Below are 21046 nucleotides of genomic sequence, written 5' to 3' on the forward strand. Positions count from 1 at the left end.
GAGAAAGCCGTCTGTCTATTTCAGAGGCTTTCTCTTCGTTTATTCTGAAAGGTGCCAACGAGACACACAAGACAAATCAGTCAATCTTTAGTACAATAGGCAAAGAGAATTTACATAAAAAGGAGGACGCACCATGCAAAAAGTAGCCAAAGTTATTGTGGATGTACCAACGATGCAAACCGATCAACCATTCACTTATTTAGTTCCTGAAAATTTAAATGAGCAATTGGCTGTCGGCATGCGTGTAGAAGTGCCTTTTGGTAACGGTAATCGGCATGTTCAAGGGTTTGTTCTAGCCATTGAACCAATGGCTGCAACGGTTCTTGACGAAACCAACGTTCAGTTGAAAGAACTAGTGGCGGTGTTGGATTTAAAACCTGTCTTAAATATAGAAATGTTGGCTTTAGCTGATTATATGAAGGAAAAAACGTTTGCCTTTAAAATCACTTGCTTGCAAACCATGTTGCCTAGCGTAATGCGTGCCGATTACCAAAAATATATTTATTTAACGGATGAGCTTTCTGAAGAATTACAAGATCAGTTATTTTATGGTTTAGAGGAAATTTCGTGGGACCAAGCGCAAGAACGTGGGCTTTTGCCTCAACTAATGGCGTTGCGTAAACAGCAAAAAGTCGATATTCGCTACGAAGTTACGACGAGAAATAAAGTCAAAATGGTCCGCTTCATTCAAGCCGCTAAGGAATTTGAACAACTAGAGGAAATTCGTTTGGGTTTACGCAAGGGAGCTAAGAAGAAAGAGCAACTTCTTTACTATTTACAACGCTTGGGCACTGAAAAAATCACCGCTGTGAAGGAAATGAAAGAATTAGGTTTCAGTACCGCGCTTTTAAATGAAGCGGCCAAAAACGGCTGGTTAACGTTCATTGAAAAAGAAGCGTATCGTGATCCGTTTGCTAATCAGACGTTTGAAAAAACGACTGCGTTATCTTTGAACGCAGAACAACAGGTGGCTGTGGAAACAATCTTACAATCGGTCCAAGAACAGCAAAGTCAAACCTATTTATTGGAAGGTATTACAGGAAGCGGGAAAACAGAAGTTTATCTACAGGTCATTGCAGAAGTTCTTAACCAAGGCAAAACAGCCATTATGCTTGTTCCTGAAATTTCTTTAACTCCACAAATGGTGCAACGCTTTAAAAGTCGCTTTGGCGAACATGTTGCTGTAATGCACAGTGGCTTATCGCAAGGTGAAAAATACGATGAGTGGCGGAAGATTGAACGAGGAGAAGCGGAAGTGGTGGTTGGCGCGCGTTCTGCCATTTTTGCGCCAATCGAAAACATCGGTGTAATCATTATTGATGAAGAACACGAGGCAAGTTATAAACAAGAAGAAACCCCCCGCTACCACGCGAGAGATTTAGCGATTTGGCGTTCGGAGTACCATCATTGCCCTGTTGTTTTAGGCAGTGCCACGCCGTCCTTGGAATCACGCGCTCGCGCACAAAAAAACGTTTATCAGCGGTTACGATTAACACAGCGTGCCAATCAAGCGGCAACTTTGCCTACGATTGATGTAGTGGATATGCGTCAAGAAGTAGAAAATGGCAATGTCTCTTCTTTTTCCATGTCGTTGCAAGAAAAACTCCAAGAACGCTTAGAGAAAAACGAACAAAGTGTTCTCCTGCTTAATCGCCGTGGCTATTCGTCATTTGTGATGTGTCGCGATTGTGGCTATGTGTTGCCGTGTCCGAATTGTGATATTTCCTTAACTTTGCATATGGATAGCAAAACAATGAAATGTCATTATTGTGGGCATGAAGAGCGGATTCCTTATCGCTGTCCTAACTGTGGCCAAGATAAAATTCGCTACTACGGAACAGGCACACAAAAAGTAGAAGAAGAATTACAAACGTTGTTACCAGACAGTCGTATTCTCCGAATGGATGTTGATACGACCCGACGCAAAGGTGCGCATGAAAAGATTTTGCGAACATTTGGTGAAGGACAAGCGGATATCTTATTAGGCACACAAATGATTGCCAAAGGACTGGACTTTCCAAATGTGACGTTAGTCGGTGTCTTAAATGCTGATACCGCCTTGAATTTACCCGATTTTCGTTCCAGTGAACGGACATTCCAGTTATTGACACAGGTCAGCGGTCGAGCTGGTCGCGCTGAAAAACCGGGGGAAGTCATCATTCAATCTTTTAACCCCGAGCATTATGCGATACAATTGGCAAAAGCCCAAGATTATGAAGATTTTTATACAAAAGAAATGTATATTCGTCATCGTGGGGATTATCCGCCGTACTATTTTACGGTCCAAATTACGGCTAGCCATCCTGAAGAGAATGAAGCAGCGAAACAAATGTTTCAAATTGCGACGAAATTAAAACAAGGCTTATCGCCGCAAGCTATTTTGTTGGGACCAACGCCCAACGCAATTATGCGTGTCAATAATCGGTACTTTTATCAAGTGATTATCAAGTATAAACAAGAACCAATGCTTCAACCATTATTGAAAGAAATTTTAACCGATACACAACGAGCAACGGCTCGTGGCTTAAAGCTTTCCATTGATGCAGAACCCATGAATTTTATTTAAAAAATACAGCTTTGAAAGGAGCACTTATGCGCTATCCAGTTGTGATTCACCCGAACGAACACTTAAAAATGAAGGCTCAACCTGTGACGATTATTACCGATGAAATTGTGCAGTTACTAGAGGATATGTATGAAACAATGCTGGCCCATGATGGGATTGGCTTAGCAGCCCCGCAAATTGGTAAAAATTTGCAAATGGCAGTGATTGAAATCGATGAAGAATCTGGTCGTTTTGAACTAATTAATCCAGTGATTATTGAAAAAAAGGGAACCAGTATTGATGTGGAAGGCTGTTTAAGTATTCCAGAAACATATGGAACCGTTGAACGAGCAGATGAAGTGACTGTCCGTTATTTTGACCGTGAAGGTGAAGAAATGGAAGTTACGGCTTACGGCTATTTAGCTCGAGCTTTTCAACACGAAATTGATCATTTGAATGGCGAGTTATTTATCGACAAAATGATTGAGAAAATTGCACCAGAAGATTTAGAAGCGTATATGGAGGAACATTTTGATGACTAAAATTGTATTTATGGGCACACCAGCCTTTTCTGTTCCGATTTTAGAAAGTTTAATCGAGGCAGGCTATGACGTTCAAGCGGTTGTCACGCAACCAGATCGACCAGTTGGCCGAAAAAAAGTGATTACTCCAACGCCTGTCAAAGAAGCAGCTTTAAAACATAACTTATTAGTCTTACAACCAGAGAAAATTTCAGGTTCTCCTGAAATGGAAAAAGTGATTGACTTAGCACCGGATTTAATTGTGACAGCAGCCTTTGGACAATTTTTACCAGAGAAAATTTTAAAAGCGCCCAAACTAGGTGCGATTAATGTCCATGCCTCACTTTTACCAAAATATCGTGGCGGCGCACCTGTACATTACTCGATTATTGAAGGAGAAAAAGAAACAGGCGTCACGATTATGGAAATGGTGAAAAAAATGGATGCTGGCGCGATTTTATCGCAACGTGCAATTCCGATTACGAAACAAGACGATGTAGGCACCATGTTTGAAAAATTAAGCATTCTAGGAAAAGAACTTTTATTAGAGACGTTACCTAAGCTAATTGCTGGCGAAATCACGCCTATTCCACAAGTGGAAGAAGAGGCTACTTTTTCACCAAATATTACTCGAGAACAAGAACGAATTGACTGGCAAAAAACCGCTGAGGCAATTGATAACCAAGTGCGTGGTATGCGTCCTTGGCCAACAGCGTTCACAACCTACCAAGGGACCAACTGGAAAATTTGGGCAGTGACACCACTGACTGAAACAACAACCAGCGCCCCAGGAACGATTATCCAACGTAGTAAAAAAGCGCTATGGATTGCTTGTGGCGAAGGGACAGTTCTTCAAATTGATCGCCTGCAACCAGCAGGTAAAGGTCAATTAACGATTCAAGAATTTTTAAATGGCGTTGGTCAAAATGTCGCAGAAAAAGATAAGGTGGACTAACAAAAATGGCTGAAAAAATCCCCAAGAAATTAAAACGTTCTGTTCGATACGTTGCTTTAGAAACCATCGAACGTGTGGATAAAGGTGGGGCGTACTCCAATCTTTTACTTAATGAAATGATGACAAAATCAGAACTAAGCGAGAAAGATGGCCGCTTGTTTACAGAACTTGTCTACGGCACAATTAGTCGCAAATTATTGTTGGAATACTACTTAACACCATTTGTTAAGAAACCGCAAAAAGTCGATAATTGGGTGAAAAATTTATTGATTTTATCGTTATATCAATTACTTTATTTAGATAAAGTGCCTGATCATGCAGTCATTAATGAAGCGGTTGAAATTGGCAAACGTCGTGGCAATCCTGGGATTGGTAAATTCGTGAATGGCGTGCTGCGGGCGTTCCAACGAAATGGAGCACCTAGTTTGGCCGCAATTAGCGATCCAGTTGATCGTTTAGCCACGGAAATTAGCATGCCACGTTGGTTAACAGAAAAATTACTTGCCCAATTAGGCGAAGAAGAAACACGGCAGTTAGGTTTATCATTATTTGAAAAAAGTCATGCGAGTGGCCGAGTAAACACACGGTTTATTTCACGAGAAGAAGCGCTGGAAGAATTACAAGAAACAGGGATTGCCGCGAAGGAAAGTCAACTTTCCCCTTATGGTGTTGTCGCTGAAAAAGGCTACTTAGCTGGTAGTGAACTGTTTATTAACGGTTGTTTAACCATTCAAGATGAAAGCTCTATGCTCGTGGCTCCAGCGATGCAAATTGAACCGCATCATCGTGTCTTGGATGCTTGTGCGGCTCCTGGTGGCAAAACGACTCATATCGCAACTTTTTTAGAGGCTGAAGCAGGTGGTCGTGTGACCTCTTTAGATATTCATGCGCACAAAATTAAGCTAATTAATGAAAATGCGCAACGCCTCCATGTGGCGGATGTCGTCCAAGCAGAAAAGCTTGATGCGCGACAAGTGGCAGAAGAATTTCCCGCAGAAACCTTTGATCGGATTTTAGTTGATGCGCCATGTTCAGGCTTAGGGCTGATGCGCCGTAAACCAGACATTAAATACCATAAAACGGCCAATGATTTTCAAAATTTACCTAAAATTCAGTTAGAAATCTTAGAAAGTGTTGCCCCAACACTAAAACAATGGGGTATAATGGTCTATAGCACTTGTACTATTACGCCAGAAGAAAATCAGGAAGTGGTGGCAGCCTTTTTAGCCAAACACCCTGAATTTGAAAAAATTGAAATTGTTGCAAATGAAAACGTCCAAGCAGTAGTAAAAGAGCAAGAACTGGTTCTGTATCCCCATCAATACATGACAGATGGCTTCTTTATTTGCTGTATGCGGAAAGTTAGTTCAAATGAGGTGAAATAATTTGGAAATCAACGTTCAATCAGATGTCGGTCGCAAAAGAAATACGAACCAAGATTATGCCAACGTTTTTGAGAACCAACAACACATAACCTTTGCTGTTTTAGCAGATGGCATGGGTGGTCACCAAGCAGGTGATGTCGCTAGCCAAATGGCAGTCAATAATTTAGGTGAGAGTTGGTCCAATGCGTCTGTCGACTCAGCTGAAAAATCTGCACAGTGGTTAATTCAAGCAATTCAAAAGGAAAATGAAAAAATTTATGAACGCGGACAATCGAAACCAGAGTATTTAGGAATGGGGACAACCGTGGTTGGTGCCATCCTTTTACCGGATTCATTTGTCTTAGCAAATGTGGGGGACAGTCGTGCTTATTTAGTTCGTGACCAACACATGTTACAATTAACAGAAGATCATTCTTTAGTGAATGAACTAGTAAAATCAGGGGAGATTACTCGTGAGATGGCTGCAAATCATCCACGAAAAAATGTCCTAACACGTTCTTTGGGAATGCCTGGCACTGTCGAAGTCGATGTAACCAATCATGAATGGCTGCCTAATGACTATTTACTGTTATGTTCGGACGGTTTAACCAATATGGTTCCTGAGACAAAAATTTTAGAAATTTTAGAGACGTCAGATCCCTTAGAATCCAAATTAAGCCAACTCGTTGCCCAAGCAAATGAAGCGGGTGGTTTAGATAACATTACCGTGTTAGTGATACACTTTGACGAACAGAAGGAGGAAAACCAATGATAGAAATCGGCAAGAAGCTGAATGGTCGATATCACATTATTGGCAGCATCGGAAGTGGCGGCATGGCCAACGTCTATTTAGCACACGATTTAATTTTAGACCGAGACGTTGCAGTAAAAGTCTTGCGCTTTGACTTCCAAAACGATCAAGCCGCCATCCGACGTTTTCAGCGTGAAGCACTAGCCGCAACTGAGCTGGTTCACCCGAATATCGTCAGTGTGTACGATGTAGGCGAAGAAGATGGACTACAATATTTAGTCATGGAATATGTGAAAGGAATGGACTTAAAACGGTACATCCAAACGCATTTCCCAATTCCTTATTCCACAGTTGTGGATATTACGCAACAAATTTTATCTGCTGTCGCAATGGCACATGAACATAGAATTATTCACCGGGATTTAAAACCGCAAAACATTCTGATTGACGAACACGGCACAGTCAAAATTACTGACTTTGGGATTGCGATTGCCTTGTCAGAAACGTCAATTACGCAAACGAACACAATGTTAGGTTCGGTGCATTACTTATCGCCAGAACAAGCGCGCGGAAGCATGGCGACCAACCAATCAGATATTTACGCTGTGGGAATTATTCTCTATGAAATGCTAACAGGGAATGTACCTTTTGATGGTGAATCAGCCGTAACGATTGCCTTAAAACATTTTCAAGAAGAAATTCCCTCTGTCAAAATGTTTGATCCAGGAATTCCTCAATCATTGGAAAATGTGGTTCGTCACGCAACCGCAAAAGACCCAAGCGATCGCTACAAAACAGCGAATGAGATGGCAGAAGACTTATACACGTCCTTGTCAGCCAGTCGTTTAAACGAACCTGCGTGGGAACCAACGGCTTTATTAGAAGAAACGAAAGTATTAACTCCGATACCCGAAGACATCGCTGAACCGGAAGAGACAACGCCTGTCGAAGTCCCAGAAGATATCGCAGATGACATTTTAGCTGAACAACCACCGAAGAAAAACCGTAAAAAATTGTGGATTGGCTTAGCAATTGCGGCATTAATTGCTTTAGCAATAGGTGGCTTAGCCTTTGCAATGTCGGGTGGTAAAGACGTTGAAGTTCCTGATGTTACAAATGAAACGAAAGCGGCCGCTTCACAAGCGCTACAAAGTGCCGGGCTGAAAGTCGATAGTGAAACCAAAAAAATTCCCGACGATAAGATTGAAGAAGGCAAGGTGGTCAAAACAGACCCCGAAGCAAAATCATCTGTGAAAAAAGGCCGATCTGTTACTTTGTACATCAGCTCTGGAACAGAAAAAATTGAGATGGCCGATTATACAAACGAATCGTATGAATCTGCTGTCGAAGCCTTGAAAAAACTAGGGTTTTCAGAAGACCAAATTACAACGAAAAAAGAATACAGTGATTCTGTGTCTACGGATAGCATTATTAAACAAAAACCAGCTGCAGGTAAAAAAGTTGATCCGAAAAAAGACAACGTCACTTTAACGGTCAGTGAAGGACCAGAAGCGGTTACTTTGCCTAGTTACGCCGGTTATTCTTACACAAATGCAGTAAATGCACTGGCGCAATTAGGTATTTCTGAATCTCAAATTACGCGTGTCGACCAAGCAAGCGATACGGTAGAACCAGGTTTAGTCATTACGCAAGACCCCGCACCAGGTGGCACCGTGACACCTAAAAATGGCCAAGTGACGTTATATGTAAGTAAAGGCAGCGACAAAGTGACACTTTCTGATTATAGCGGAATTTCTTACGATAATGCGGTAAGTCGCTTAATTGCTTTAGGTATCCCAGAATCTCAAATTAAACGAGTGGACGAAGAAAGCGACAAGGTTGAAAAAGATACCGTGATTAGTCAAGAACCAGCTTCTGGTACCGCTGTTGATCCGAAAAATGACACGATTACTTTACATGTCAGCAAAGGCAGTGACTCAGTAACTGTTCCTGATATTTCAGGTTATTCGCCAAAAGCTGCAGAAGACAGCATCAATAACGCTGGCCTTAAAATCAATGAACAAGGATTATCTGGCTCTGGCGATGGCCAAGTCGTTGAACGAACTAGCCCATCCGCTGGCAGCAAAGTCAAAAAAGGCGACTCTGTTACAGTTTATTATTCAAAAGCAAATGATTCTAGTTCGAAATCTTCAACAGATGATACAAGTAAGGCAGGGAACAACTAATACATTTTAATACAAACAGAGGTACTTCTATTTTTCGAAGTACCTCTGTTTGTATTTTTTTATCAGAAAATCCTTAGATTGAAAAAAAAACTGAGAATAAACAAGTATTAAGTTATGATAACATTGAAATATAGAGCAGAGTTGATGGTAACCGCTACTTTTAAGAGCTGTTGCGGATTAGGCTAATGAACATACATATAGCAGCTTGGTTAGCTGAAGATTTTTTAAGTATAGGAGGATTCCCGTTTTGTACTGAATAACAAGAGAATTCTATATTATCCATAGTTACTAGTAAGGTAGAGCATACACAAAGGAGGAGAAACTTGATGAAGAATATTTTGATGACGTTTTTTGGTATCATGGCAGTTAGTACTTTTTCCAGTGGAGAAGTTTTAATTAATAATACTGTTAGTCAGGAAAACATAGCTGATCGTTCAGAGGTAAGGGGAGGGGAGAAGCAAGCAGTAGATTTGTCCATCAGAGTCGCTATAGAGCCGCTGCAAAATTCAGTTAATGGTGTAGTTGGTAGTACTGGATTTCTTGAATTAGGTGATTTTGAAGGTGTTAAACTAGAAGGAGTATACACTGAAATAACAGATAATCCTTATATAGCGTTGACTAGTGATGGAAAATGGAAAGCACTAAAGTCGGGGAAAACAAAGATTGTAGTAGTCGTAACGCTATCTGAAAATACAGTAAAAGCGCTAGAAGATAAATATCCTGGCCGCGAGATTGTTTATCCTGAACATGGAGCTAAACAATTAGAAGTAAATATTAATGAAGCAGCAGAAAAAATCTCCTTGGACTACCATTTTTCACCAGCATCGATTCAAGCGGAAACAGGCTCTACTGGAATGATTAATGTGGGTACTTTTGAAGACATTTCCTTGACGGGTACCTTTAAGGAAATTAAGAACAATCCTTTTATTGAAGTGAGTAGTGACGGGAAATGGAAAGCACTAAAAGCGGGAAAAACTGCAATTATGCCTAATTTTACTCTTTCTGAGGAATCCTATTCAAAAATAAATAAAAAATATCCGCATGCAATAATTGTTACACCGGAAAAGCAACAATTAATTTTAGTGGAAATCAGTGATTCTGTGGATAAGGGGCTAGGTATCCATTTAGAACCACTTGAGAATGAAATTATTGGTGTTGTAGGTGATAGTGGTAAGTTGGATTTGGGAAAATTTGAAGGAGTCAAATTAGAAGGGGTATTCTCGGCAGTAAAGGATAATCCGTATATAGAATTAGCAAGTGATGGCGTATGGAAAGCATTAAAAGTAGGGAAGACAAATATTTACGTTACTGTTCAATTAACTGATGAAACGATACAGAAACTGAAAGATAAATATCCTGATAAAGAGATTATATTACCAACTAAACCACCAAAGGCGATACCTGTTGTAATTGGGGAGAAAAAAAGTGTTAGAAACAAAGAAATCGAAATAGTCTTGCCTCCAGTGCAAGATTCTATTAATGCATTAGTAGGAGATAGTGGGAGGTTTGATTTAGGTACATATGAAGATATTCAATTAGAAGGTATATATACTGAAATTAGTGATAATCCATATATCCAATTATCAAAGGATGGCGCGTGGAAAGCCATGAAAGCAGGGGAGACAACAATAGTTGTAAGTGTGAGCCTTTCTGATAAAACATTAAATTTAATTAGGGAGAAGTATCCCGAAAGAAAGATAAGTTATTCCACCGTGCCACCTAAAAAATTAAAGGTAACAATTAGTGAGCCAAATCGCAATAAACTTGGTACGTATGTATCTGAAAATGTAACAAAATCGAATAGAGAGTTACCGAAAACAGGAAGCTCAAAAACAAGTATATATTTTCAAATAGTCGGACTCTTCTTTTTAATTTGTCTAGTTTCTGTCATAAAAAAACGTAAAGAGATAAAACGATGATTTTAATGAAAAAAGTATTGTGGGGATTGTTCGGATTAGTATCACTTTTTTACATGACTAGTATTGTAGCTTGTGCTGAGGATTTAGAACTTAGTTATTTTGATTTAGATAATAACAGGGAGTTATCAGAAGGTATTATTGAAGATGTAGATTGGGAAACTGCCACTTCTTCCTGTGTAGAACCGAGTGAGGTTTATGATCAAAATTGGGTAGAAGGATTGCTTCCAGCAGAACCGTATACCGTTTTTGGAGAAGACAATAGAACGAGAGTAGATACGACAAAATTTCCTTTTAGTGCAGTTGTGAGGCTAGGTTATTCTAATTACAGTAGAGATTATGGGGGAACAGGTTTTTTAGTTTCGCCAGATACTGTGGTAACAGCAGCACATTGTGTTTATTTTAATGGGAAATGGAAGATTGATAACTTAAAAATTCAACCTGGTTATAACGATGGTTACTTACCATTTGGGCAAACATCAAACATAAGAGCTGTTTATGTTTTAAAATCATGGCAAACAGGTGGTGGTGCATACGGAGAAAAGAAATACAATACGAAAGATGACATAGCAGTTATAAAATTAAAAACAAAAATTGGAGATCGAACTGGTTATTTTGGAATGCAACAATCCATACCTTCAAGTGCTAGGGTTACAGGATATCCTGGGAGTAACCTATCTGTAGATAGTGACAAATTTGGCAAGTTGTATAGTTCTTTTGGACAAATAACAAATTCTTCAGATTATAGATTACTTTATAAAATAGACACAACAGCAGGATTTAGTGGAGGCCCGATTCATACTAATGACAACTATGCGATAGGCCTTAATGTTGCTGATAATTCAAATACTAATATGGGGATAAAATTTACTAACACATATTATAATTTTGTCATGAATATTAAAAATCAATATGTGGCTAATCCATTCGATAAGAACGTGACCATCTCGAAAGAAGGATTTACCATTTGGGGAAATTTTGATTGGAACAATAACAAAGGAAGTACTACTGGGAAGTTAGGAAGAGTCTATAAAGCGAAATATTTATATACATTGGATAACAATAATAGTTATTACTCGCTGTATAATAGTAATGGCTCATGGGCAGGTTATGTTAATTCTAGCGCTGCCAGAGAACTCAAAGCAGATCCCTTTGACAAAGCCGTAACAATAACAAAGGAAGGCTACACAACTTGGGGGAATTTCTTTTTTGCAAGTAAAACAGGAAATACCCAAGGAACGTTAGGAAGAGTCTATAAAGCAAAATATGTATATAGTTTAGGGAACGGAGTGAGATACTACTCCTTGTATAACAATAATGGTTCATGGGTGGGCTACTTAAACACTACGGCCGCCAGAGAACTCAAAGCAGATCCCTTTGACAAAGATGTAACAATAACAAAGGAAGGCTACACAACCTGGGGAAATTTCTTTTTTGCAAGTAAAACAGGAAATACCCAAGGAACGTTAGGAAGAGTCTACAAAGCGAAATATGTATATAGTTTAGGAAACGGGGCGAGATACTATTCTTTGTATAACAATAATGGCTCATGGGTTGGCTACTTAAACACTGCGGCCGCCAGAGAACTCAAAGCAGAAGTATTTAACAAAAAAATAACAATTGCTAGAGAAGGATATACTATTTGGTCAAATTTTTATTTCAGTAGCAAGAGAGGAAGTACTACTGGAAGATTAAAAAATAAATACAGGGCCAAATATGTGTATACTCTAGGGAATCGAGTGAAATACTATTCCCTGTATGACGACAACAATATATGGGTGGGCTATTTGAATATAGGCGCAACAATCAGTGCAAGGAGTGTAACGAGCTCAAGGGAAGTAATAGAAAATTCAACGAATGAAAGTGTATCAGTGCAAGAGTTGAATGATAGAATAGAAGAGCATATAAATTCAGAAGCTACTATATCTAGTAGTTTAGAAATCACGGATTCTATTTCTTAATAGTGTTCTTTTAATTCTTATCATAAATTTCAAAAAAGTAATCAGTAAATTAATGTTGAAGGTACACGATACTGTGCACCTTCTTTTCGCTTAGACATACTCTTGCTCCCTTGATTTCTCTGCCACTATCCTGTATATTCGAAAGTAGTTAGGAGTGGTTTATCTGAAAGGTCAAATCAGAAAAGCGTTAAGCGGTTTTTATTATGTATACGCAGATGGAGAAACATATCAAACAAGAGCGCGAGGGAATTTTCGTAATCGAAAAATTACGCCACTGGTGGGAGATGAAGTACTTTTTGAAAGCGATAATTTAACAGATGGTTATGTGTTGGAAATTTTACCAAGACGAAATGAATTAGTGCGCCCGCCTGTTGCAAATGTGGATCTAGGTGTGGTTGTCATGAGTATGGTTTCGCCAAATTTTTCGTTTAATTTGTTGGATCGTTTCTTAGTCAGCTTAGAGTATAAGGATATAGAACCAGTTATTTATTTAACGAAAGTTGATCTATTAGATGAGCTGCAACGTCAAGAAGTCACTGAAATTAAACAGATTTATGAAGCGTTAGGTTATGCGATAATCGCTTCGGAAGACGTAGAAGCCACCAAAGAATTAGAACGCTTTTTCCCAGAACGGTTGACTGTTTTTATGGGACAATCAGGCGCTGGAAAATCAACATTGTTGAATCAAATTTCACCAGAATTACAACTAGCAACTGCGGAAATTTCCCAATCTTTAGGACGGGGCAAACATACGACCCGTCACGTGGAGTTGATTCCGTTATACGACGGTTTGGTTGCTGATACACCAGGATTTAGTGCCATCGATTTCTTGGAGATGGAAGCAGTGGAATTACCAAAGCAATTTCCTGAATTTGTTGCCGCGGCCTCTCACTGTAAGTTTCGTGAATGTATGCACCACAAAGAACCTGGTTGTGAAGTGAAACGCCAAGTGGAAGCGGGAACCATTGCGACGAGTCGTTACGAAAATTATTTACAGTTTTTAATGGAAATCGAGAATCGACGACCTGTTTATAAGAAAAAATCATAGCAAATATAAAGGGAGCGAGCCAAATGAAACTAGCACCATCCATTTTAAGTGCCGATTTTGCCAATTTAGAAAGAGATATCCGTTTAGTAGAAGAATTAGGAGCAGATTATATTCATGTTGATGTCATGGATGGTCAATTTGTGCCCAACATTACCTTAGGACCGAATATCGTTTCAGCGATTCGTCCAGTGACAAAACTACCATTGGATGTTCATTTGATGATTGTACAACCTGAAAACTATATCAATGCCTTTGCGGAAGCTGGTGCGGATATTATTACCGTCCATCAAGAAGCAACACCTCATATTCATCGTGCCTTACAAATGATTAAAAATGCGGGTGTGAAAGCTGGCGTAACCATCAATCCAGGGACACCACTTTCGATGATTGAAAATGTATTAGACTTAGCAGACCAAGTCTTGGTAATGACTGTCAATCCAGGCTTTGGCGGACAATCATTTATTGAAAACTCACTAGAAAAAATTGCTCAATTAAAAGAATGGAAAGAAACAAAAGGATACACCTATGAAATTGAAGTCGATGGCGGGATTGTTCCTGAAACTGCCGCACGCTGCAAAGAAGCTGGTGCGGAAGTGTTTGTTGCAGGCTCCTACATTTATAATGCTGAAAATCCTCAAGAACGAATCGATGCACTGAGAGCAGTGCTAGACAAATGAGTCGTGTCTTACTGGTAGCTGGTGGCGAGCCAAGTGATTGGCCAACCATTGAACCAGCTACGTATGATTATTTCGTAGGTATTGATCGCGGCTGTCTCCATTTATTAGAGGCCGATTTACCGTTACAATTAGCGGTGGGTGATTTTGATTCATTATCACGAGAAGAATACCATTTTGTCCAAGAAACTGCCGAAACACTCATCCAAGCACCTGCTGAAAAAGATGATACAGATACACAATTAGCGCTTCAAGAAGCTTTACAACGATTTCCACAAGCAGAGATGACGATTATCGGTGCGACAGGGGGCAGAATTGACCACCTGTTAGCCAATCTTTGGTTACCCTTTGAACCACGATTTCAAGGCGTACTTCGCCAAATCCGTCTATGCGATCGTCAAAATAGCATCCAGTATTACGCCCCTGGTTCGTATATCGTACCAAAAGAGCCAGATAAAGAATATCTGGCCTACTGCTGTTTGACGCCTGTAGAAAACTTGACGCTACGACGCAGTAAATATTTATTAACCAATCAAGATGTTCCTTATCCAACATCGTATGCAAGTAACGAATTTATCGAAGAAGCCGCTGCTTTTTCCTTTGATGCAGGGATGATTGCAGTTATTCAAAGTAAAGACAAGTAAAAAGAGGTTGAACCTTCAGCACTTTGCTGAAGGTCAACCTCTTTTTTTTTGCAATAAAAAAAGCCGAACAACGAACGTCCAGCTTTGCTTATTTAAGTTTATTAAACACGTTCGATTTTACCAGATTTCAAAGCACGAGTTGACACCCAAACTTTTTTAGGTTTACCATCGATTAATACGCGAACTTTTTGTAAGTTAGGTTTCACAGTGCGTTTTGTTGAGTTCATCGCATGTGAACGGTTATTACCACTTGAAGTCTTACGACCAGTGAAGTAACATACTTTTGCCATTTTAAGTTTCCTCCTTTGCCTTGATCTTGGAGCGATAATATTCAGCTCATACTAACTTAATTTATCATATTAGGCACTGATTTGCAAGAAGATTTTTTTCTATGATTTGACTTTAGCAATCAAAAAGAGTAAATTGAAATCTTGCTAGAATGTTCACTTAGAAGTGGAAGAATGAAAATATCTGACGAACTTCCTTTTAATTAAAGGCTGGATATGATAAAATGTTATGGAAGAAAATAGGGCGAATGTGCTCTTATAAGGAGGCTTTCATCAATGGCTGTAAAAATTCAAACACCCGCAGGTACCATTGAGATTACCAATGATGTGATCGCTACAGTAGTTGGCGGAGCTGCGACAGATATTTACGGAATTGTCGGAATGGCAAGCAAAAATCAAATTAAAGATAACTTAAACGATATTTTACGTCGTGAGAATTACTCACGTGGTGTCGTTGTTCGTCAAGAAGACAACGGAATCGCAGTGGATGTCTACACGATTGTTAGTTATGGTACAAAAATTTCTGAAGTTTCTCGTAACGTCCAAGAAAAAGTAAAATATAATCTTGAAACATTATTAGGTGTCACTGCGAATTCAGTTAACGTTTTTGTTCAAGGAGTTCGTGTATTACCGGATTAGAGGTAGTGTACTGTCAACGATGCAATTGCACAAGGAAGTCGTGTGTTGCCGTTAGCGGTAAATCTGAAGGAGGATTTTTTAGGTGAATGTAACAGAAATCAGCGCAGGTCAGTTCCAGGAAATGGTCCAGGCAGGTGCGACTCGTCTGCACACAAATGCAGAATATGTCAACTCATTAAACGTTTTCCCTGTACCCGATGGTGATACAGGAACAAATATGAACTTATCAATGACCAGTGGTGCAAAGGCTGTGGCCGATTCTCGCTCTGAAAAAGTAGGAGAATTAGCAGGTGCGTTATCCAAAGGGTTATTAATGGGTGCTCGTGGAAATTCTGGGGTTATTTTATCTCAATTATTCCGTGGCTTCTCAAAACAAATTCCTGAGGTTACAACATTAAGTGCCAAAGACTTGGCCGCTGCCTTTACACATGGTGTAGAAACAGCGTATAAAGCAGTGATGAAACCCGTTGAAGGAACAATCTTAACTGTTTCTCGTGAAGCGGCGCGTTCTGGTGAACGTAAAGCGAAAGAAACAGATGACTGTATCGAAGTTATGACAGCTGTTGTAGCAGGTGCTAAACGTGCCTTAGCGAAAACACCTGATTTATTACCTGTCCTAAAAGAAGTCGGCGTTGTAGATAGTGGGGGTCAAGGACTACTATTTATCTATGAAGGATTTTTAGAAGCGCTTAGTGGTGAATTTTTACCAACTGAGACGTATGAACCAAGTCCTGCCGAAATGGACGAAATGGTTAATGCTGAACATCACCGTGGTGTTAGTGGCCACGTTGCGACAGAAGACATTAAATTTGGCTATTGTACAGAAATTATGGTTCGTATCGGCGAAGGCCCAACCGTGGACAGCGCTTTTGATTATGAAACATTCAGAAACTACTTAAATGAACTAGGCGATTCTCTATTAGTCGTTAACGATGACGAAATTATCAAAGTTCACGTACACACTGAGCATCCAGGTGAAGTGATGAACTACGGCCAAAAATTTGGTTCGTTAGTAAAAATAAAAGTAGACAATATGCGTTTACAACATGAAACGTTGGTTGAACGCGATGCTCAGCAAGAAGCGTTGACTGAAAAAGTTCGCGTACCGTTTGCTGTGATTGCTATTGCAGCCGGTGAAGGCGTTCAAGAATTATTCCGAAGTTTAGGTGCAAGCTACATTATTAGTGGTGGCCAAACAATGAACCCAAGTACGGAAGATATTTTAAAAGCAGTCAAAGAAGTGAATGCAGAGCAAGTCATTATTTTACCAAACAACAAAAACATCTTTATGGCGGCTGATCAAGCAGCAGAAGTTGCCGATGTACCAGTAGCGGTTGTTCCATCTAAAACCATTTCTCAAGGAATGACAGCAATGTTAGCTTTCAATGATCAACAATCATTAGAAGAAAACAAAGCAAGTATGACGGAAATGTTAGACAGCGTTGTGAGTGGTCAAGTAACCACAGCTGTTCGTGACACAACCATTGATGACGTTGAAATTAAAAAAGATGACTTCTTAGGAATGATTGATGGTAAAATCGTCGTTTCTGAAGCAGATCGTTTTAATGCATCATTAGACACGTTGAACCGCATGATTGATGAAGACACTGAAATCGTGACAATTATTGTCGGCGAAGATGGTTCAGTTGAAGAAGCTGAAAAGTTAATTGCTATTTTAGTTTCTGAAAACGATGAACTAGAAACAGAACTTCATGAAGGTGGACAACCTGTATATCCATACTTATTCTCAGCAGAATAGGTTTTCGTGATGAAAAAATAAAAACGAATAGGCTGGTTCATTAGTTAGGGCTAATGAACCAGCCTATTTAATGAATGATCCATTTTTTTGCGTATATTAATGAGGAGGGGATTTTATGGACATCACAGATTTAGTCAGCGTATTGCCCGGTGTTGGCCCAAAACGTGCTGAAAATTTACAAGAACTGGGGATTGCTACAATTGAAGACTTATTGACGTATTATCCCTTCCGCTACGATGATATCCAAGAAAAGGATTTAAGCGAGATTCAGGATCAGGAAAAAGTTACGCTAAAAGGGCTAGTGGTTTCTGAAGCAGTCGTTAGTCGGTACGGTTATAAGAAGAGCCGGTTAACGTTTCGAATGATGCAAGAACATACGGTCATTAATGTTTCCTTCTTCAATCAACCTTTTTTAAAAGACAAAGTAGTTCTTTCCGAAGAAATTGCTGTTTATGGCAAATGGGATGCCAAGAGAAAATCATTAAATGGCATGAAAATCTTAGCTTCTAAAGGAGACAATGAAGATTTCGCCCCCATTTATCATGTGAATAAAAAAGTCCGCCAAAGCACGTTGGTTCAGTTAATCCGCACTGCTTTTGAAGAGTATGGTTCGCTGATTGAAGAGATTTTACCGAATGATTTATTAGAAAAGTACCGCTTGATGCCTAGAAAAGAAGCAATGTGGGCGATGCATTTTCCCAGTAATCCAGAAGAAAGCCATCAAGCCAAACGGCGAGTAGTCTTTGAAGAGTTTTTCCTTTTCCAACTTAAAATGCAAGGACTGAAGAAACAAGAAAAAGCGGAAAAAAATGGTTTAGCCATTCAATATGACGTGGATCGCTTAAAAACATTCACCCAAGGACTGCCGTTTGAATTGACAGGCGCTCAAAAAAAAGTGACCAATGAAATTTGTCGAGACTTGCGAAGTCCGAAGCATATGCAACGATTGCTTCAAGGTGACGTGGGGAGTGGGAAAACGGTAGTGGCTGCGATTGCGCTATACGCCACCATGACCGCTGGCTTTCAAGGAGCGTTGATGGTTCCAACTGAAATTTTAGCGCAACAACACATGGAAAGCTTACAGCAGTTGTTTGATCCATTAGAAGTGCGAACGGCCTTATTAACAGGTTCCACCAAAACGAAAGAACGTCGTCTAATTCTCGAAGAACTGGCCAATGGCGAGATTGACATTGTGGTAGGGACCCATGTTTTGATACAACAAGATGTCAGTTTCCATCAATTAGGTTTGGTAATCACCGATGAGCAACATCGTTTTGGTGTGAATCAGAGAAAAATATTAAGAGAAAAAGGCTTAAAACCAGATGTTTTATTCATGACGGCCACTCCGATTCCTCGAACGCTGGCAATTACAGCCTATGGCGAAATGGATGTATCAATCATTGATGAAATGCCAGCTGGACGGATTCCAATCGAAACACGTTGGATTCGGCCGCCGCAGTTAGATACTGTTTTAGAATGGATGGAAAAAGAGTTGGCTCGAGGACATCAAGCCTATATTATTTGTCCCTTGATTGAAGAATCGGAAGCCTTAGATGTGAAAAATGCAACAGAAATTTTTGAACATATGCAAAGCTTTTATTCCCCAAGATATCAAGTGGGATTACTACATGGTAAAATGAAAAACCAAGAAAAAGATGACATTATGCAGGAGTTCAAAGACAATCAGCTGCAATTATTGGTTTCTACCACTGTTATTGAAGTTGGCGTGAATGTACCAAATGCCACGGTGATGTTAATTATGGATGCGGACCGGTTTGGGTTAGCACAGTTACATCAGTTACGGGGCCGTGTGGGGCGTGGCTCCAGTGCATCTTATTGTATTTTAGTGGCCAATCCGAAAAATGAAATGGGCGTTGAGCGTATGAAAATCATGACAGAAACCACCAATGGTTTTGTCTTGAGTGAGCGTGATTTGGAACTTCGCGGACCTGGGGAAGTGTTCGGTGCACGGCAATCAGGGGTGCCTCAATTTGCGGTAGGAGATATCGTGACGGACTTTAACATTTTAGAAGTTGCGCGCCAAGAAGCAAGTGCCCTATGGCAAGTGAAAGAATGGTGGCAATATCCTGCTTATCAAGGCTTAGCCAATCGAGTGAAACCTCAAGATGAGGCGGCCCAATTTTTCGATTAGAAGAGGTAATTTTTGAAGCCAGAAAGTAAAAGCCAATGCGTATTTCTTTGAAAAAAATATGTTATACTTGTTAGGAAACAAAAAAGTAGGAGGGAATCACTCATGAAAATTGCTGTAGATGCAATGGGTGGAGATAACGCCCCACAAGCAATTGTTGAAGGGGTTATGCTAGCCAAACAAGACTTCCCAGACATTGAATTTCAATTATATGGAAAAGAAGCCGAAATAAAAAAATACATCACCGATGAAAAAAACATTACGATTATTCATACCGATGAAAAAATTGCTAGTGACGATGAGCCAGTGAAGGCAATCCGTCGTAAGAAAACTGCTTCCATGGTTTTAGCAGCGCAAGCAGTTAAAAATGGGGAAGCCGATGCGATTTTTTCTGCCGGTAACACCGGAGCGCTATTAGCAGCGGGTCTGTTCATTGTCGGCCGCATCAAAAATGTGGAACGTCCCGGTTTGATGTCAACTTTACCTGTCATGGGAGAACCAGACAAAGGGTTTGACATGTTAGATTTAGGAGCCAATGCAGACAATAAACCAGAACATTTGGTTCAGTATGCCGTTTTAGGTTCATTCTATGCTGAAAAAGTTCGGAACGTTCAGAATCCTCGTGTTGGTCTATTAAATAACGGAACTGAGGAAACAAAAGGCAGTGAATTAACGAAAAAAGCCTTCGAATTGTTAGCAGCAGATGAAACGATTAATTTTGTCGGAAACGTTGAAGCACGAGAATTATTAAATGGCGTAGCTGACGTGGTGGTGACAGATGGCTTCACAGGAAATGCCGTTTTAAAATCCATCGAAGGCACAGCTATGAACATGATGAGCTTACTGAAAACAGCGATTCTTTCTGAAGGTGTCAAAGGAAAAATGGGCGCCTTATTATTAAAGAATGCGTTGCGTGGCATGAAAGACGAAATGGACTACTCAAAACATGGGGGGGCGGTTTTATTTGGCTTAAAAGCGCCAGTCATTAAAACGCATGGGGCCACGGGTCCTGATGCCGTCCGCTACACCATTCGTCAAATTCATACAATGTTAGAAACCCAAGTTGTCCCACAATTAGTGGAATATTATGAAGGCAAAGCAGAGTAATTTGCAATTGTCTTGACATCAGTTTGTTACTCAAATGAAAAAAAGATGGACAAATACCCAAATTGTGAGTACAATGTATCTTAGCGTTTTAGTAAAAGAAAGAACCTTTTTTCAAAAGCAGTGGAGGTGAATACAGTTGACTCGTGAAGAAGTACTTCAAAAAGTAGCGAAGATTATCTCAAACCACTTTGATATTGAAGCGGATCAAGTAACAGATCAATTAAACATTAAAGATGATTTGAACGCTGACTCAATTAGCGTAATGGAGTTTGTTTTAGAACTTGAAGATGAATTTGGAACAGAGATTTCAGATGAAGATGCAGAAAAAATTGAAACAGTTGGTGCCGCTGTAGATTATATTGTGAGTAATTCATAAAAAATAATAAGACAAAGTCGATTGACATTCGTGTTGATCGACTTTTTTTGCGTACATAATGGTTATTTTATTAAGCAATAAGGCTATTTTTACACATATTTTTGTAAAAAAAATCATACATGTAAAAAAATAACTGCGAAAAAAGTTATTTTATCTTGCTTTTT

The 21046-nt window shown here is 39.7% G+C and carries 17 protein-coding genes; 16 read left to right on the forward strand and 1 reads right to left on the reverse strand.

Features of this window, described 5'->3' with window-relative positions:
- The first annotated feature begins 133 nt into the window (after positions 1 to 133).
- From priA to AB3I72_RS05735, 11 genes are all read left to right on the forward strand, one after another.
- Positions 134 to 2566, forward strand: a complete 2433-nt coding sequence (gene priA, locus AB3I72_RS05685) for a primosomal protein N' (protein ID WP_368023685.1) — start codon at positions 134 to 136, stop codon at positions 2564 to 2566.
- A gap of 26 nt (positions 2567 to 2592) precedes the next feature.
- Positions 2593 to 3087 carry a peptide deformylase gene (gene def, locus AB3I72_RS05690; protein ID WP_002371656.1) on the forward strand — a complete coding sequence of 165 codons (495 nt, stop codon included), beginning with the start codon at positions 2593 to 2595 and terminating at the stop codon, positions 3085 to 3087.
- Positions 3080 to 4021 carry a methionyl-tRNA formyltransferase gene (gene fmt, locus AB3I72_RS05695; protein ID WP_002365369.1) on the forward strand — a complete coding sequence of 314 codons (942 nt, stop codon included), beginning with the start codon at positions 3080 to 3082 and terminating at the stop codon, positions 4019 to 4021. The genes def and fmt overlap by 8 nt, the downstream gene beginning before the upstream one ends.
- A 5-nt stretch (positions 4022 to 4026) precedes the next feature.
- On the forward strand, positions 4027 to 5406 hold the full coding sequence (gene rsmB, locus AB3I72_RS05700; protein WP_002354921.1) for a 16S rRNA (cytosine(967)-C(5))-methyltransferase RsmB: 1380 nt from the start codon (positions 4027 to 4029) through the stop codon (positions 5404 to 5406).
- A 1-nt stretch (position 5407) separates the two neighbouring features.
- Entirely contained in the window at positions 5408 to 6157 is a 750-nt protein-coding gene (locus tag AB3I72_RS05705; RefSeq protein WP_002354922.1) for a Stp1/IreP family PP2C-type Ser/Thr phosphatase, read from the forward strand.
- The gene (gene ireK / locus AB3I72_RS05710) at positions 6154 to 8322 is read left to right on the forward strand and encodes a serine/threonine protein kinase IreK (RefSeq protein WP_368023686.1); all 2169 of its coding nucleotides are present in this window, start codon (positions 6154 to 6156) and stop codon (positions 8320 to 8322) included. Before AB3I72_RS05705 ends, ireK begins: the two co-directional genes overlap by 4 nt.
- Positions 8323 to 8648: 326 nt before the next feature.
- Complete coding sequence (locus AB3I72_RS05715) at positions 8649 to 10241, forward strand: PepSY-like domain-containing protein (RefSeq protein WP_086281449.1); 1593 nt, start codon at positions 8649 to 8651, stop codon at positions 10239 to 10241.
- Complete coding sequence (locus tag AB3I72_RS05720; RefSeq protein WP_368023687.1) at positions 10238 to 12199, forward strand: serine protease; 1962 nt, start codon at positions 10238 to 10240, stop codon at positions 12197 to 12199. Before AB3I72_RS05715 ends, AB3I72_RS05720 begins: the two co-directional genes overlap by 4 nt.
- A gap of 154 nt (positions 12200 to 12353) precedes the next feature.
- Positions 12354 to 13247, forward strand: coding sequence for a ribosome small subunit-dependent GTPase A (gene rsgA / locus AB3I72_RS05725; RefSeq protein WP_368023688.1), 894 nt, complete (start codon positions 12354 to 12356; stop codon positions 13245 to 13247).
- 23 nt (positions 13248 to 13270) lie between these two features.
- The gene (gene rpe / locus AB3I72_RS05730) at positions 13271 to 13924 is read left to right on the forward strand and encodes a ribulose-phosphate 3-epimerase (RefSeq protein WP_002354925.1); all 654 of its coding nucleotides are present in this window, start codon (positions 13271 to 13273) and stop codon (positions 13922 to 13924) included.
- The gene (locus tag AB3I72_RS05735; protein ID WP_002415652.1) at positions 13921 to 14565 is read left to right on the forward strand and encodes a thiamine diphosphokinase; all 645 of its coding nucleotides are present in this window, start codon (positions 13921 to 13923) and stop codon (positions 14563 to 14565) included. Before rpe ends, AB3I72_RS05735 begins: the two co-directional genes overlap by 4 nt.
- 101 nt (positions 14566 to 14666) lie before the next feature.
- Here AB3I72_RS05735 and rpmB read toward each other — a convergent pair whose 3' ends face one another.
- On the reverse strand, positions 14667 to 14855 hold the full coding sequence (gene rpmB, locus AB3I72_RS05740) for a 50S ribosomal protein L28 (protein ID WP_002354928.1): 189 nt from the start codon (positions 14853 to 14855) through the stop codon (positions 14667 to 14669).
- Positions 14856 to 15128: 273 nt separating this feature from the next.
- Between rpmB and AB3I72_RS05745 the strand changes: the two genes are divergently transcribed.
- The 5 genes from AB3I72_RS05745 to acpP all read left to right on the forward strand — a co-directional run bounded on the left by AB3I72_RS05745 (position 15129) and on the right by acpP (position 20882).
- Positions 15129 to 15491: an Asp23/Gls24 family envelope stress response protein gene (locus AB3I72_RS05745; protein WP_002354933.1), complete on the forward strand. Its 363-nt coding sequence runs from the start codon at positions 15129 to 15131 to the stop codon at positions 15489 to 15491.
- Between the two features lie 82 nt (positions 15492 to 15573).
- Positions 15574 to 17250 carry a DAK2 domain-containing protein gene (locus AB3I72_RS05750; RefSeq protein WP_061100883.1) on the forward strand — a complete coding sequence of 559 codons (1677 nt, stop codon included), beginning with the start codon at positions 15574 to 15576 and terminating at the stop codon, positions 17248 to 17250.
- Positions 17251 to 17365: 115 nt separating this feature from the next.
- Entirely contained in the window at positions 17366 to 19402 is a 2037-nt protein-coding gene (gene recG / locus AB3I72_RS05755; protein WP_368023689.1) for an ATP-dependent DNA helicase RecG, read from the forward strand.
- A gap of 102 nt (positions 19403 to 19504) precedes the next feature.
- Positions 19505 to 20506, forward strand: a complete 1002-nt coding sequence (plsX, locus tag AB3I72_RS05760) for a phosphate acyltransferase PlsX (RefSeq protein WP_002354938.1) — start codon at positions 19505 to 19507, stop codon at positions 20504 to 20506.
- A gap of 136 nt (positions 20507 to 20642) precedes the next feature.
- The gene (acpP, locus tag AB3I72_RS05765) at positions 20643 to 20882 is read left to right on the forward strand and encodes an acyl carrier protein (protein ID WP_002354939.1); all 240 of its coding nucleotides are present in this window, start codon (positions 20643 to 20645) and stop codon (positions 20880 to 20882) included.
- Positions 20883 to 21046 lie beyond the last annotated feature (164 nt).

It is taken from the genome of Enterococcus sp. GC34, assembly GCF_040886645.1.
Taxonomy (GTDB): Bacteria; Bacillota; Bacilli; order Lactobacillales; family Enterococcaceae; genus Enterococcus; species Enterococcus faecalis.